The organism is Aporhodopirellula sallentina SM41 (genome assembly GCF_000346505.1).
Classification (GTDB): Bacteria; Planctomycetota; Planctomycetia; order Pirellulales; family Pirellulaceae; genus Rhodopirellula; species Rhodopirellula sallentina.
The window spans coordinates 1-16,560 of sequence record NZ_ANOH01000014.1; the positions used below are offsets into that span (position 1 = coordinate 1).

Sequence of the window (16,560 nt, forward strand, 5' to 3'; positions counted from 1 at the left end):
TTCCTCAGTGACGATGAATGGTTCCGTGGCATGGAACTGTCAGCCGGCCCCGATGGAAACGTCTTCGTGTTGGACTGGAGCGATCTCGGCGAGTGCCATGAGCACACCGGAGTGCATCGCAACAGCGGACGAATCTACAAAATCACTGCAAGACAAACCGACCGAGAGCTGCAGGCGGCTTCGCAGACGCGTGAGAAACGCATGAGCCAACTCGCAAGCGACGAGCCATCCGCGTTGATTGACCTCGTCTGCGGCAACGAAAGATGGTTCAGTCACCACGCCGCCTTGCGCCTTCGCGAACTCAATGCCCGTGGCAGCGTCAGCCTCGACGCCGTGCACATTCTTCGTGCAAAAGCAGGTCTCTCTAGCGGAAGCGGATCGCCGGACGCCTCTCGGGATGACACCCCCGATACCGCCCCATCGCTGCGATGCCGCTTGCTTTGGACACTCGACAACCTCGGCGGACTTGCTGGTTTCGAACAAGGATCCCCGACAGCCGAATTTGCTGCCTTCCTCTCTGATCCCTCCGAACACGTCCGCGCTGCCGCGATCCGCAGTTTGACGCAGCAGTGGCCGATTGACGATGTCTATGGACCTCACGAACAGTGCGAGGCGGCATGGTCACGGATCGAACAAGACGCGAAGACCTTCGTCGAAATGTTTGGGGAGATGGGAGCAGAGGACTCCGCGTTGATCCGCCTGACGCTCGCGTCCACATTGCAGCGATTGCCGATCGACCAACGAACCGCGGCGGCGATCAAGCTGTTGCAACTCAGCGGCACCCAAGACATCAATGATCACAACATCCCGAAGATGATGTGGTACGGCGTGATGAGCCGCGCCCAAACGCACCCGGACGAAATGGTCGCGGTTGCCTCGGCGTCACAAGTCCCTGAACTCACAATGTACCTATCACGCAGCATCGCCGAACAGGTCGAAACCTCGCCGAACGCATTCAACGGCTTGATCGAAACGGCCTTGCTCAAAATCAAACAACCCGCCCCCAACGCAAATTGGTGCCAGGCAATGTTTGTTGGTATCGAGCAAGGGATCGTCGGAATCCGCCGAGCCGACACGCCGCCGACCTGGGGTGAACTCAAACACCGGATTGCGGGCACGGACATCGCAACGCCGAACCTTATCAATCGACTCGACACGCTTTTTGGCGAGGGGCTGAGCCCGGAGGAGATGCTCGCGACGCTTAACGACAAGTCCGTTGACTTGACGACGCGGCTGAACGCATTGGAAGGACTTGTCGCGAGCCTGCATGAATCGGACCACGCCGGATCCCTCTCTGCTCACGCGATCATCCGATCGGCTCGACCACTGGTGGCGAGCCCCCACGTGAACCTTGCGGCGGCGGAATCGCTGGCAACGATCGACGATCGACTCGTTGCGGAATTACTGCTGGACAACTACGGCCGTTTTCGTGCCCCGCTGCGTCCCAATGTGATCGCGCTGTTGTGCACGCGGAAGACGTTTGCGTTGGCGCTCGTCGATCGACTCGACAAAGGCAAACTGCCCAAGGAGGCGTTGACCGCATCGGATATCCGCGTGTTGACGAGCCTCGGTGATGCCGACCTCAGTCGACGCGTCGAAACGGCCTGGGGACGCGTTCGCGAAACTTCCCAAGAGCGAACCAAAGAGATCGAGCGGCTCACCCAACTCTTGACGCCGGAGAGGATTCGCGGAGCCGATCGCTCGGCCGGTCGCGTGCTATTCGATCGTGCGTGTGCGTCCTGTCACCGGATGTTCGGAAACGGTGAACAGGTCGGGCCTGACTTGACCGGGGCGCAGCGCGGCAACCTGGAGTATTTACTGAGCAACATTGTCGACCCGGACGCGGTGGTCGGGGCCGACTATCGCGCGACCAAAGTCCTGACCAACGACGGACGCCTCCTCGTCGGCCTAATCACACAACGCACCCGCAGGACCCTGACGATCGCATCGGCAACGCGAACCGAAACACTCGGGCTCGACGAAGTCGAAGGTGAGTTCGCGACCGATCACTCACCGATGCCATCCGGGCTGCTGCAACCGCTCGACGACGAGGCAATTGCGGACCTGATCGCCTATCTGCAGTCGCCTGTTCAAATTCAACCGAAGCAATAGGAACTGGAGAAACAGAAGCCGTCGCCGCGGGCTTTTCGGAGGCGCCGGCGGAATCGGTGGTCGGCTCCGGCAGAACTCCGGTCGCCTGCGTCCAGGCATTTCGGCTGGTGAGCCCCGGCACCGAGAGCCGGGCGTGTCTTTCCCGCGGGACTCTCCCACTTAGCAGACCGCGAGCGATGCGATATTCTGCCGCTTGTGAATACGCCTGCTCCCCACGCCGACTTCTCTGACGCCTCGATCGGTACGATCGCCGTGGTCGGGTTGGGTCTGCTCGGTGGCAGTGTCGCGAAGGCGGTCCGCGAAAACACTGGCGATGCCGGCATTCGCGTCATCGGATGTGCCCGACGCGAAGAAACCCGGCAAAACGCGATCGAAAACCGGGTCGTCGATACCGTGACCGCGGACCCAGTGGAAGCCGCCTCGCAGGCAGATCTCGTATTGATCGCCACGCCGGTCGACCGCATCGCGAACTACGTGATCGAAATTGCCAAACAATGTCCGGGCGTTCTGATGACCGATGTGGGCAGCACCAAATTCCAAATCGTCGAGGCGGTCAATCGAGTCCCCGAAGCCGCCGCGCGTTTCGTGGCCGCTCACCCGATCGCCGGCAGCGAAAAAACCGGCCTGGATCACGCCTGCGGTAACCTGTTTCGAGACAAACCGATTGTGATCACCGAGTCGGGCCACGAAGCCCCCGGCGCGGTCGACATCGTCACCCAATTTTGGGAGTCGACGGGTGGCCGGATCGTGCATTTGTCACCGCGGCGGCATGACGACCTGTTGGCGATTTCCTCGCACATGCCACACTTAATGTCATCGCTCGTCGCTAATCAACTGCCTGCTGAAGCGATACCGATGGTGGGCACCGGATGGCTCGACACGACCCGCATCGCCGCCGGTGACGAAGGGATGTGGACCGCGATCGTTTCCGAGAACCGCGAGGCGATCCTCGACACGCTCGAACAAACCGCCGTTCGGCTCGCCGACCTGATCCATATCGTCCGGACCGGCGACGCCCCATCACTGACGAAGTTTCTTCGTGACGCACGCGAAAAACGCGAATCGGCTCCCTCCACACAGACCGACGTCTAACACTCAAGCTCCATTTTCAACGTAGCCCCCTCCCAGAGAGTTTCCAGCCATGCCGCTTTGGCAAATCGATATTCATCCGGCTCCCGAGCAAATCGATCGGATGGGATTGCAAACCGCTGACGAGATCCACCAACTCGGGCTCGGCGACAACCTCACGATTGCTGCCGCCCGTGGATACCTCGTCGAAGGTGAAATCAGCGACGAGCAGGCCCAACAGATCGCAGCCACGTTGCTCGCCGACGCGGTCACCGAACGAACCGTCGTGGGTCGCTTGTCGGCCGGCAACGGCAACGGTTCGCTCGAAGATCCTCTTTCCGAACCGCCTGAATCGTTGATGGAATCGCTCGCCGAAAAAGGTATCGAGGAACAACCCCATCTGGTTCACGTGATGAGCAAACCGGGGGTGATGGATCCCGTTGCTGCGAGTACCCAAGGTGCCCTGGCCGACAGCGGTCTCGACGCCGGTGCGGTGAAGACGTTCCGCAAATACTGGATCTCCGGTGTCGACGAAAGCGGCCTCGAAGCGGTCTGCCGCCGCGCCCTTTCGAACGACTCGATCGAAACCTACGTCGTCGGCCCTTTGCACATGGACCGCCTCGGCGTCGGGTCACAAGGCGAGTTCGAATTGGTGCGTGTCCCTATTCGCGAACTCGACGACGAGGGGCTCGAGAAACTGTCCAAGGAAGGTCAACTCTACCTAACCTTGGTCGAAATGCAGACCATTCGAGACCACTTCGTACAACTCGATCGCGACCCGACCGATATCGAACTCGAATCGATTGCGCAGACATGGTCGGAACACTGCAGCCATAAAACGCTCGCGGGCCGCATCCACTACCGCGGACCGTCGGCCGATGGAACGCCGGGCGGCGACGAACGCCAGTACAACAACATGCTCAAAGAAACGATCTTTGAGGCGACCCAAACCATCCGCCGCACACTCGGCGATAATGATTGGTGCGTGAGTGTTTTCAAAGACAACGCGGGTGTCGTTACCTTCGACGAGATGGACCACGTTTGCTTCAAAGTGGAAACGCACAACCACCCTTCGGCGTTGGAACCATACGGCGGAGCCAACACCGGCATCGGTGGCGTGATCCGAGACCCAATGGGTACCGGCATGGGCGCCAAACCGATCTGCAACACGGACGTGTTCTGCTTTGCGCAACCAGACATTACACCGGACGAACTCCCCCCCGGTGTCCTGCACCCACGCCGCGTGATCCAGGGCGTGGTTTCGGGGGTCCGTGATTACGGTAACCGAATGGGCATCCCGACCGTCAACGGCGCCGTCTACTTCGACCGTCGATACCTGGGCAATCCACTGGTCTACTGTGGCAACGTCGGAATCATCCCGGTCGGCATGGAAGAGAAAGAAGTCAAGGCAAACGATCTGATCGTGGCCGTGGGCGGACGTACCGGACGCGACGGGATTCACGGGGCGACGTTCAGCAGCGCGGAACTGACCAGCGAATCCGAATCGCTCTCCGGGGGTGCGGTGCAAATCGGAAACGCGATCACCGAGAAGATGGTGCTCGACGTGTTGCTGCAGGCTCGCGATCGCGGCCTATACAACGCCGTCACCGACTGTGGTGCGGGCGGCTTCAGCAGTGCCGTCGGCGAAATGGGCGAGGAACTCGGCGCGGAAGTTTGGTTGGAAAAAGCACCGCTGAAGTACGACGGTTTGACCTATACCGAAATCTGGATTTCGGAAGCTCAAGAGCGAATGGTGTTCGCCGTCCCTGAATCGAAATGGGATGAACTACAAGACCTGTGCGAGAGCGAGGGTGTTGAGGCGGCGACGATCGGGCGATTCGTTCCAACCGGTCGTTTGAAACTGACCTATCAAGGCGAAACCGTTGGCGACGTCTCCATGTCGTTCCTGCACGACGGTCGCCCACCGGTAATTCGTGACGCCGTTTACGATCCACCGGTGACGACGTCGCTGTCGATCGGAAAACGCGCCGCCGATGCCAACCGCAAAACGCTGCTCGGGATCCTCGGCAGTTACAACGTGGCAAGCAAACACTGGGTCATTCGCCAATACGATCACGAGGTCCAAGCCGGCAGCGTCGTCAAACCACTCGTCGGTCCGCAGTGCGACGGCCCAGGTGATGCGGCGGTCGTTCGTCCCAAACTCGACAGCTACCGAGGGTTGGTCATCTCCTGCGGCATGAACCCGCACTACGGTGATTTCGACACGTACCACATGGCGACCTCGGCGATCGATGAAGCGATGCGAAACGCGGTCGCGGTCGGCGCCGATCCATCGAAAGTTGCGATTCTCGATAACTTCTGCTGGGGCTACACCGATCGACCGGAAACGCTCGGGTCGCTCGTCCGCAGCGCGATCGCGTGCCAGGACATGGCCGTGGCGTTGCAAACCCCATTCGTCAGCGGCAAAGACAGCCTGAACAATGAGTTCAGCTACTTCGGCGACGACGGCGAAAAGCAAACGATCGCGATTCCTCCGAGCTTGCTGATCAGTGCGATGGGCCAAATCGACGACGTCCGCACCGCGGTCACGATGGACCTGAAAGAAGCCGGCAACGTGCTGCTGCTGGTCGGTCGCACCCGGCGGGAACTCGGCGGTTCTCACTACAGCCTGGTCGAAGACGAGAAGGGCGGCGATGTCCCGCAGGTCGATCCGCTCTACGCGAAGAATGTCTTTGCGACCGTGCACGCATCGATCAAGGAACGAGAAATTCGTTCCTGTCACGATTTGAGCGAAGGCGGTTTCGCGGTGTCCGCCACCGAAATGGCGCTCGCCGGAGGCCTCGGTCTCGATATCGCGATCGACGATGTTCCTCGCGATGACGTGGGCGAAGACAGCCAACCACTCAGCGCCGCGGAAGTGTTATTCAGCGAGTCCAACACTCGGTTCTTGATCGAAGTGGAACCGACGAACGTGGACGCCGTTGTCAACCGTTTCGCCTCCGCCGGCGTTCCTATCGCACGCCTCGGCGAAGTCACATCCGATGGCAACGTATCCATCCGAGACGGTTCCGAATCGATTCTCGAAGTCAATATCGACGAAGCCAAAGCCGCATGGCAGGCTCCGTTAGATTGGCACTGATCCACCGCCGAGAATTCAACACGAAATCGAGTCACGATGAAGTCGAAATCCAAGACCGGCGGAAAAGCCAAACCGGGCGGAAGAAAAACCCCGCCGGGGAAGCCCGGTGCAAAACCGGGGTCGAAAACCAAACCCACGAAACTCCGAATCATCGGTGGTGACATGGGAGGCCGCACGGTCGTTTATCACGGTGAAGAGTTCACCCGCCCGATGCGCGACAGTGTTCGAGAGAACCTGTTCAACATTCTCGGACGTGGTGTACGAGGCACGATCGCGTTTGACCTGTTCGCAGGCACAGGCGTGCTCGCGTTCGAAGCGATCAGCCGCGGGGCAATCCGCGCCGTCGCTGTCGAACCGATGCGTCGAGCCGCCGACCAAATCCGCAAGACGGTCGACTCGCTCGATCTGGATTCCAAGTTCACGCTGCTGACCGCGGACGCGTTTACCGTCGCCGATCGATTGCTCGCCGTTTCCGACGGAGATGACACACCGTGGGTCGTGTTCCTCAGCCCGCCGTATCGGTTTTGGACGGATCCGGAATATTACCCCAAACTTTGCACAATCATCACTCGAGTCCAGCGGCACGCTCCTCCGGGCAGCATCCTCGTTGCCGAGACGGACTACACGTTTGACACGGATAATCTGCCACCGGGCGATTGGGACATCCGAGCCTACGGAATCACACGGCTCGCGTTCATTGAACCCGGCAACCATTGCGGATTGAACCTTCCCGACTCGCTCGCGCTGTAAACGCTCTTCGCTCGCTAAAGGCCACGACTCATGCTGTTAATCGACACGCTCTCTCGCATCGTTCACATTGCGACCGCGATCACACTCGTTGGCGGCAGTGTCTTCACGCTGTTCGTGCTGCTGCCGAGTGCAAAAACGCTGCCCGAGGAAGCCCACAAACAGCTCGCCTTGGCGATCAATGGGCGATGGAAACGATTCATCCACGGCGGTATCGCGTTGTTTTTGATCAGCGGTTTCTACAATTACTTTCGTGCGATACCGAACCACAAGGGCGACGGGCTGTACCACGGATTGCTCGGAGCCAAGATGTTGATGGCTTTTGCGATCTTCTTCTTCGCGTCGGTGCTCGTCGGACGCAGTGCTCGGTTCGATTCGATGCGTGCGAACAAGTCAAAGTGGATCGGCGTCGTGGTGTTCTTAGCCGCAGCGATTGTCGTCATCAGCGGCTTCCTGAAGATCCGCGGCTAGAGCGTTTTTTCAAAACGATGCAGCCGATGTCGCCCGACTTCGGTGGCCTGAATCCGGGCGAATGTAGCTACGGTAATTAGGTAGGCATCCGATACGTTTTACCGCACGTCTCATCGCACGATGTAGCGTGCCTCGGAAGCACACCGACTCGCTCAATTGCCACACGTTACGACGCGGCAGAATCGCCTGCGACGAAATGACTCTGCGACTTCCTTTAGCAGTGAAGCGCGTTATCTTCTGCTATGTGGCCTCAACGGTCACTCCACTGGCTTCACGGCGTGCAAACTCGCACAGAAGAAGCGATCCCGTGCGTATTCGCTCGCATGATTTTGTCGGGTGAGATGTGCGGCAGGCACACTTAATTCGGCTCATACACGTGCATTGTGTCACAAACGTTGTATGGCGATCGAAAAGCCGGGTAGAATTTTGCCGTTTGGCACCATGATTGTTGTAACCGTGGCGAGCAATCGCGCGACCACGCAACCGTCGTATTTGCACACTCCATAGTTGGCGTCAAAGTTGGCGCCATTTTTCGTACCGACTCAGAGGAAAAAGATGGCGACAGTGACGTCGACCGATGCACCGCAGGGCGGGGCAGTCGAAAGCCATGGCGCGACCGATTCAGGTCGCATGGAACAATTCAGCTATGACGATTCGATCGTGCGTATGTTTGCTACGGCGACCATCGTGTGGGCGATCGTGGCGACTCTCGCGGGGCTCTTGGTAGCCGTGCTGTTGATTTTGCCGGGAATGGCAGGCGGGCTGGAGTATTTCAGCTTTGCACGTCTGCGACCGCTACACACCAACGCGGCGATCTTCGCCTTTGCAGGCAACGCGATCTTCGCGGCCGTTTACTACAGCACGCAGCGACTGTGTAAGGCTCGGATGTGGAGCGACGCATTGAGCCGGATGCACTTTTGGGGATGGCAACTGATCATTGTGCTCGCCGCGATCACGCTGCCGCTCGGGATCACACAAAGCCGTGAATATGCCGAACTGCAGTGGCCGATCGATATCCTGATCGCAGTTGTTTGGTTGTTTATTTTCGGCGGCAACTTCCTGATGACGTTGATCAATCGTCGCGAAAGGCACATGTACGTTGCCCTTTGGTTCTACATCGCGACGATCGTCACGGTCGCGTTGTTGCACGTATTTAACAACCTTGTAGTGCCGATCGGTTGGTTCGCCAGTGTGCCGGTTTACGCGGGTGTGCAAGACGCGTTCATGCAGTGGTGGTACGGCCACAACGCGGTGGCGTTTTTCTTGACGACGCCGTTCCTCGGGTTGATGTATTACTTCCTCCCCAAAGCAGCCGATCGTCCGGTTTTCAGTTACCGGCTGAGCATTATTCACTTCTGGTCTTTGGTATTCATTTACATTTGGGCTGGCCCTCACCACCTTCACTACACGGCCCTTCCTGAATGGGCGAGCACACTGGGCATGTTGTTCAGTTTGATGCTGTGGATGCCGAGTTGGGGTGGGATGATCAACGGTTTGCTGACGCTCCGTGGAGCCTGGCACAAGGTCGCCGCCGACCCGGTTTTGAAGTTCTTCGTCGTCGGCGTGACGTTCTACGGCATGAGCACGTTTGAAGGCCCGATGCTGTCGGTCAAAGCGATCAACGCGTTCACCCACTACACCGACTGGACGATCGCTCACGTGCACTCCGGTGCATTGGGTTGGAACGGCTTCATGGCGTTCGGCATGCTGTACTGGATGCTGCCGCGAATTTTCCAAACGAAGATCTGGAGCGACAAACTCGTCAGCCTTCACTTCTGGATCGGAACCCTCGGGATCCTCCTCTACATCATCCCGATCTATGCCGCTGGTTTGATGCAAGGTTGGATGTGGCGTGCGATGGATGACACCGGTCACCTGATGTATCCGGACTTCGTCGAAACAACACAATCGATCGTGCCTCTTTGGTGGTTGCGAGTCGTCGGTGGACTTCTCTATGTCAGCGGTACGTTGATGTTGGGTCTGAACGCCTTGATGACTTGGATGAGCCGTCCGTCGCAATACGAAGTGCCTGTCATCTCGGCACCACGTTTAACGAAGGAATACAACGTCACCGAACCGAAAGTAACGAGCAACCTCGAAGGTGCTCCCGTGTTGGAGATGAGTAAAAAACTCGACATCTTCGGCCGCATGGGCTGGCACCGAACGTGGGAACGTTTGCCAGTGAAGTTCACCGTATTGGTGACATTCGCGGTGCTCGTGGCAACGTTGTTCGAAGCGATCCCGACGTTCTTGATTCGCACCAACGTTCCAACGATCGCGACGGTCAAACCGTACACGCCGTTGGAACTCGCCGGACGTCATATTTTCGTCTCCGAAGGCTGTTACAACTGTCACTCGCAGATGATTCGCCCGATGGTTTCGGAAACGAAACGCTACGGTGAATACAGCAAACCAGGCGAGTCGATCTACGACCGTCCGTTCCAGTGGGGTAGTCGCCGAATCGGTCCCGACCTCGCACGGGAAGGCGGCAAACAGAGCAGTTTTTGGCACTGGACACACTTTGAGAATCCGGAAAACGTTTCTCCCGGATCGGTCATGCCCAGCTACGGACACTTGTTGACCGAAGACATGAAGTATGACGCGATCGCCCCACACGTTAAGGCAGCCGCCTACCTGGGCGCCGAATACACCGACGAAGAACTCAACAACACCGCCGAAGTCGCAATGGCACAAGCCGAACGGATCGCGGCGGAAATTGTTGAGCAGGGTGGTCCGGCGAAAACCTACGAGAAGCAAGCGGTCGCGTTGATCGCCTACCTTCAACGTGTCGGCATCGACTTGTTTGCCGAAGAGGTGACGGAGGAAGTCCCCGCCGAAGCGGACGGTGAGGCCACTGCCGAAGAAACTACCGACGTTGCGATGCTGGAATCCGACGCGTCGCAGGTCGACTAATTGAGGTTCATTCCTTTCACACGCTCGGACTCCTCTCGACCTCGGGTTGAGTCCGAGATTAACCAAACCAACCAATTCCTCTCGAACGAGAATCAAAACGGATGATTAAAGACTTAGTTTGTGCGTTGGATTATTCAGCGTGTGCCGAATGGGCCCTGGCACTCTTCGTGATCGCGTTCGCCACGATCACTTACGGAACGATGCGTCTGAGCCAAAACGCCTCGGATCGCTTCGCCTCGATTCCACTGACCGATCAAGTGGAGGACCCGCGTCAATGAGTTCGTCTCACCCCGAAAACCAACCGATCGTCGACGACGCACCGAAGACTGATCACGCGTACGACGGTATCGAAGAATTTGACAACCCATTGCCGGGTTGGTGGAAGTGGTTGTTCATCGCGACGATCGCGTTCTGCCCGTTCTATTGGCTGTACTATCACGGCGGGACTCCCGGACGTTCGATCGAGGACGGTTACGGCGTTGCACTGGCGGCGAATACCCGTTTGCAATTTGAAGAGATCGGCGAACTGCAACCCACCGAAGCCACGCTCGTGGAATACATGGGCAAAGACAGCTGGCTCCGTGTTGGAAAAATCGTCTTCCAAACACACTGCGTTTCCTGTCACGACCGCGACGGCCAGGGCAAAGTTGGCCCGAACCTGACCGACGAGTACTTCAAGAACATCACAACGATCGAAGACATCGCCAAGGTCATCAACAACGGCGCGGCCGCGGGAGCAATGCCGAAATGGTCTAACCGTTTGCACCCGAACGAAATCGTTCTGGTTTCGTCATACGTTGCCAGCATGCGAGGCCAGAACCTCGAAGGACCACGAGGCGCCGAAGGCAAAACGATTCCGCCATGGCCTGAACCCTCGGCGAGTAGTGAGGATGCGGCGGAGCCCGAATCCTCTGAAGAATAGTTTTTGGAATGAGGACTGCGGGGAGCTCTTTCCCCGCAGCCCGAATTCCGTTCTCACATGATTGGTAGTCCAATGAGCGACGCATTCTCCCTCCCCATCGGCCCCAACGGCAAGAGTTCATCTAGCCACGAGAGCGGCTGCGGGAAGTGCGGGGATTGTTCCTGTAGCGGTGACTCAAAAAACCACCGCGACGACGCGAGCCACCACTCGCACGCGAACCAAGCAGCACCGTCTGAAAAGACGGCCCCCAGCAACGATGCTTTGCTGACGCCCGACGAACACGTTCTGAGTACGTTGGAACGCGATGGCAGTCGGCGATGGCTCCGCCCCAAACTTTCGATGGGCGATTGGTGGAAAAAACGTCGCGTTGTTGCCTACATCCTGATGGTCGTGTTTGTGGCCATCCCACACTTGCGGATCGGTGGAAAGCCGGTCGTACTACTGGACCTCGTGTCACGCCAACTCACGGTACTCGGCAAGACGTTCTATCCCACCGACACGCTGATCCTTGCGTTCGGAATGTTGTCGGTGTTCATCACGATCGTGTTGATCACCGCGATCGCCGGCCGAGCGTGGTGCGGATGGGCCTGTCCCCAAACGGTGTACATGGAGTTTCTCTTCCGCCCCATCGATCGCTTCTTTGAAGGAACCTCGGGAAAAGGTGGAAAACCGAAAGCCAACATGGGCGGCATTCGTTCGGTCGCACGCATCGCGGTCTACGTGGTCCTGTGCATGTTTCTCGCGCATACCTTCCTCGCGTACTTCGTTGGTACCGATCGGTTGGCCGAATGGGTGCGAATGTCCCCGCTGGAACACCCGTCGGCGTTCCTGGTCATGGCAGCGGTCACCGGATTGATGCTGTTTGACTTTTTGATCTTCCGAGAACAACTCTGTTTGATCGCCTGCCCATACGGTCGCTTCCAATCGGTGATGCTCGATGAACAATCGAAAATCGTCGCGTACGATCCCGTGCGGGGCGAACCCCGCGTGAAAGGTAAGCGTCCGTCGAGCAAACCCGCCGGAGACTGCGTCGACTGCAATCAGTGCGTCGTGGTTTGCCCGACGGGAATCGATATCCGCGACGGTTTGCAGATGGAGTGCATCAATTGCACGCAGTGCATCGACGCGTGCAACAGCGTGATGGAGAAAGTAGGCCTGCCGACCGGTTTGATCCGATACAGCTCGCAAGACGAGATTGCGAGAAAGCCTAAAAAGCTACTGCGGGCTCGAACCATCGTGTACCCGATCATTCTCCTCGCGGTGATGAGCGGTTTCGCCTACGCGGTCTCTAGCAAAGTCGGCTTTGACGCGAGATTGTTGCGAGGCAAAGGCGCGCCATTCTCGATCAACAACAATGGCTCGGTGAACAACTCGTTCAAATTACGATTGGTCAACCGAACGCACGACGACCAGAATTACACAATCACCATCGACCAACCGGAAGGCGTTACGCTTGAGGTGATTCAACAGGAATTGCTCTCACTGCCTCCCGGAGGCAACGTCCTCGTTCCGCTGAGCGTTGAGTTCAAACCATTGCTGACGCGAGGAAAAGGGAACACCCAAGCAACCATGGTTGTTCGTGACGAAAGCGACCATTCCGACGAAATCGACTTCAAGATTCTCGGACCGCGTTAGCGATCGCACTCATTCGGGCCTCATCCACACAACTCACTCTCTGGCATAACATTGAAACCCAAGAACGAAACCGAAGTGAAAGCCGAACGCAGTGCCAAACGGTTTTACACCGGACTGGTGCTCTTGCTGTTCGCGATTCAGTGCACGATCCTCGGGACCGCCCTGAAACTCGCCATCGGCGACCCGGCGCTCGCGGTGGTGCCCGACTATCACCAAGCGGCATTGAACTGGGATGCGTCCCTAGCGGCGAGCAATGAAGCGGCGAGGCTCGGATGGGACGTGAACCTCGAGGTTTCGGATGTTGCCGACGGCCGAGGCAAACGAGCGATGCAGTTCGTTGTCGCCGACGAAAACCAACAACCGGTATCCGATCTGAACATACTCGCCAAGGTGTACCACCACGCTGCGGCGGATAACGTCGAACGGTTTGAACTCGAGAATATCGGCGAAGGCCGTTACATGGCGATGCCTCCCATGGGACGTGACGGTTTGTGGGAAGTCGAACTCGACATTCAAAACGCGGGCAAGCCGATGACGATCGCGCAGACGTTTGAGTTTCAGCGGTAAAACAGCACGCACGGTATACGCCGTCGTCTAAATCATTCCTACGATTAAATAAACGTCCATGTGGATTCTGATCACCGCCGTCGTCACCGCCAGCCTGATGGGAAGCATGCACTGCGTGGGCATGTGCGGTCCGTTGGCGATCTGGGCGAGTGGAGCGGGTGAGCGTGCTTCGCGAATGCAAATTGTTTCGTCCACGTCGCTCTATCACATCGGACGATTGATCACGTACACGATTGCGGGACTGATCGCCGGTGGCATCGGCAGCCTCGTCGATGTCGGCGGCCAAACACTCGGATTTCAACTCGCCGCCGCGCGTGTTGCCGGTTCCCTGATGGTACTCATCGGCGCGTGGAAATTGGGCACGATGCTCTTTGCGAGCAAAATTGCCGCGACCGGACCAACTCCTTCGAAGATCGGTGGTGTGTTGGTCAAACTGCGACCCTATATTTTCAGCCTGCCACCGAGTGCCCGCGCGTTGACTGTGGGAATGCTGACAACGCTCCTACCGTGCGGATGGCTGTATCTGTTCGCACTCGTTGCCGCCGGCACGGGCAGTGTGTTGATGGGCGGCGTCACGATGGCGGCGTTTTGGGTGGGAACCGTTCCCGCCCTGACTGCCTTGATCGCGGGAACACAAACGCTCTCTCATGAGTTCGTTCGCGTTGTCCCGGTCGTGACCGCACTGTTGCTGATCGTCACCGGCGGTATCACTGCGTCCGGTCGTGGGTTTGCGAAACTGAGTTCCCTGTCCGACATCCAAACGCCGGTATCGCTCGACCTCGCGGGCGAGAGCGAGTCCCCCGGTGCGACGTCGTGTTCAGGAAACTGCGCATGCGGCGAGGGTGGTGCGTGCTCGTGCAGTGCGTCGGGAGGTTCCTGCTGTTGCTCGACATCCTCTGCGTCGATCGCAGACCAAATTGATGCACTCACCAAAACCCCGCTGCCGTGCTGTGCCGGGAAGACGGCAGACGACGCCGCATCGGCAGAGCAGACGAGTTCACCGTGATCGAACAATCAAACGCTCCCGATAAAATTCGGGAACGGGTGACGCGTCCGTGCATCCACTGTGGCGAACCGTCGGACAGCTACGCGGACCAACCCGCCGAGGAAATCTTCTGCTGCAACGGATGCCGGGGCGCCTACGAGTTGATCCATGGATGGGGACTGGAATCTTTCTATGGTCTTCGAGATCAACTCGGCAGCGGTGCATCGACACGTGTGAAGGATCAGTCATCACGCTACGACGTCTTTGACAACGAAGAATTTCTCGGACCGTCCAAACCGAAACTGCAAGACGACGGTTTGCTCAGCACCGAACTCGCCGTTCATGGCCTGCACTGCGCCGCATGTGCTTGGCTCATCGAAAACGCTGCTCTGCGAACACCAGGATGGAATGTCGCTCGTGTGAAAATGAGCGATCACACCATGCGGATCGTCTTTGATCCGACCGCGACAACACTCAGCAGCATCGCGAGACTACTCGACCGACTCGGCTACGAACTCGCACCAATCTCAACCGAACGCGACCAGCACTTTCAAAACGAAAACCGTCGACATCTGATACAGATCGCCTTGGCGGGTTTCTGCGCCGCCAACGCAATGTGGATCGCGGTGGCTCTGTACGCGGGGGAAGCCTACGGGGTGGCCGCCGAACACCGTTTCTTCATGCGAATGATTGGTACCGGTCTGGGTGTCGCCGCGGTGCTGTTTCCCGGCCGCACGTTCTTCACCGGTGCACTGGCGTCGCTGAAAACTCGCGTTCCGCACATGGACTTGCCGGTTGCTCTCGGTTTGACGGTCGGAACTGTCGTGGGCACCGTGAACGCGATCACCGGGGAAGGGCATCTGTATTTCGACTCGCTCGCGGTGCTCGTTTTTCTGTTGCTGATCGGTCGTTGGATCCAATTTCATCAACAGCATCGAGCCGCAAAGGCCGTTGACCTGCTGTTGCGGATCACGCCACGACACGCAACACGCGTGAACCCTGATCAAACGACCGACACCGTCTTGGTAGACGCTTTGCAGAAGGACGATTTGGTCCGCGTCGGTGCCGGTGAAAACATACCGGTCGACGGTGAGATCGTAGACGGAAGCACCTCGATCGACCGCTCATTGCTGACCGGCGAGAGTCTGCCTGTCGACGCAGGTGCAGGCGAAGAGGTCTCGGCGGGGACATTGAATTTACAAAGACCGATCGATGTTCGGGTGATCGCAACGGGACGCGACAGCCGTATCGGGAAAGTCATGCGATCAGTCGAAGACGCGACCAGCGAAAAGATCCCGATCGTGCAGTTTGCCGATTCGGTAGGCGGGATCTTTGTTGTCGTTGTTTCATTGCTCGCAGCCGGATCGTTCCTCTGGTGGGCTCCGCAGGGTTGGTCGCTGGCGGCATCTCACGCGACGGCTCTGCTGATTGTTGCCTGTCCCTGTGCGTTAGCCCTTGCAACGCCGCTCGCGATCGCAGTGTCACTCGGACGAGCGGCGAAGCACAAGGTTCTCATTCGCGACGGCAACACATTCGGGCAACTCGCCCGAGGTGGCACAATCTGGTTCGACAAAACCGGCACGCTCACGAGCGGTCGCCCAGACGGCAAGTTGGTTTGGGGATCGCCCACCGCGGTCGTTCTCGCCGGTGCGGTCGAACGCCAATGCAATCATCCGGTTGCTGACGCCTTGGTTCGGATGGCAACGAAATCGGGCCGGGAAATGCCTGCAGACGCGGTCCTTGAGAAGGTTGATCGCCAGGGTGTGGTCGGCCGTATCGGACAACACGAGATCATGGTCGGCAGTGCCGGCTTTTTCCGCAATCAAGGATTCGGTCTTGGTCAAGAAGTGCAGGACGCGATCGAAGAATGCACGCGCACGGCATCGAGCCCGATCCTCGTCAGTGTGGGCGGGATCGTCGAAGCGGTCATCGGCATCTCCGATCCACTCAAACCCGATGCCCATGAAACAATTGAATTGTTGCGGAAGAAGCGATTCCGAGTCGGCATCCTCTCCGGTGACCATCCCGACATCGTGAGCC

12 protein-coding genes are annotated in these 16,560 nt (G+C 58.3%); all 12 read left to right on the top strand.

The features are described from left to right. Window positions 1-2,112, top strand: a 2,112-nt coding sequence (locus RSSM_RS00790; protein WP_044300410.1) for a c-type cytochrome, incomplete at its 5' end; no start/stop codon positions are given. Between the two features lie 195 nt (window positions 2,113-2,307). Further along, complete coding sequence (locus RSSM_RS00795; protein WP_008673399.1) at window positions 2,308-3,204, top strand: prephenate dehydrogenase; 897 nt, start codon at window positions 2,308-2,310, stop codon at window positions 3,202-3,204. 49 nt (window positions 3,205-3,253) lie between these two features. Then, a complete protein-coding gene (gene purL, locus RSSM_RS00800) occupies window positions 3,254-6,280 on the top strand; it encodes a phosphoribosylformylglycinamidine synthase subunit PurL (protein ID WP_008673400.1) in 3,027 nt (1,008 codons plus the stop codon). Window positions 6,281-6,316: 36 nt separating this feature from the next. Next, a complete protein-coding gene (locus tag RSSM_RS00805; protein WP_008673402.1) occupies window positions 6,317-7,030 on the top strand; it encodes an RsmD family RNA methyltransferase in 714 nt (237 codons plus the stop codon). A 30-nt stretch (window positions 7,031-7,060) separates the two neighbouring features. After that, complete coding sequence (locus RSSM_RS00810) at window positions 7,061-7,498, top strand: hypothetical protein (RefSeq protein ID WP_008673403.1); 438 nt, start codon at window positions 7,061-7,063, stop codon at window positions 7,496-7,498. Window positions 7,499-8,053: 555 nt separating this feature from the next. Continuing rightward, a complete protein-coding gene (gene ccoN / locus RSSM_RS00815) occupies window positions 8,054-10,411 on the top strand; it encodes a cytochrome-c oxidase, cbb3-type subunit I (protein WP_008673405.1) in 2,358 nt (785 codons plus the stop codon). A gap of 101 nt (window positions 10,412-10,512) precedes the next feature. Continuing rightward, window positions 10,513-10,689 carry a hypothetical protein gene (locus tag RSSM_RS34045; RefSeq protein WP_008673406.1) on the top strand — a complete coding sequence of 59 codons (177 nt, stop codon included), beginning with the start codon at window positions 10,513-10,515 and terminating at the stop codon, window positions 10,687-10,689. Beyond that, a complete protein-coding gene (locus RSSM_RS00820; protein WP_008673408.1) occupies window positions 10,686-11,333 on the top strand; it encodes a cbb3-type cytochrome c oxidase N-terminal domain-containing protein in 648 nt (215 codons plus the stop codon). Before RSSM_RS34045 ends, RSSM_RS00820 begins: the two co-directional genes overlap by 4 nt. 72 nt (window positions 11,334-11,405) lie before the next feature. Further along, window positions 11,406-12,968, top strand: coding sequence for a cytochrome c oxidase accessory protein CcoG (gene ccoG, locus RSSM_RS00825; protein ID WP_008673409.1), 1,563 nt, complete (start codon window positions 11,406-11,408; stop codon window positions 12,966-12,968). Between the two features lie 75 nt (window positions 12,969-13,043). After that, entirely contained in the window at window positions 13,044-13,535 is a 492-nt protein-coding gene (locus tag RSSM_RS00830) for a FixH family protein (RefSeq protein WP_236620858.1), read from the top strand. Window positions 13,536-13,593: 58 nt separating this feature from the next. Beyond that, a complete protein-coding gene (locus RSSM_RS00835; protein ID WP_008673413.1) occupies window positions 13,594-14,541 on the top strand; it encodes a sulfite exporter TauE/SafE family protein in 948 nt (315 codons plus the stop codon). Then, window positions 14,538-16,560 (top strand): heavy metal translocating P-type ATPase (locus tag RSSM_RS00840; RefSeq protein ID WP_008673414.1); only part of this gene is annotated, 2,023 nt, incomplete at its 3' end. The genes RSSM_RS00835 and RSSM_RS00840, both read left to right, overlap by 4 nt.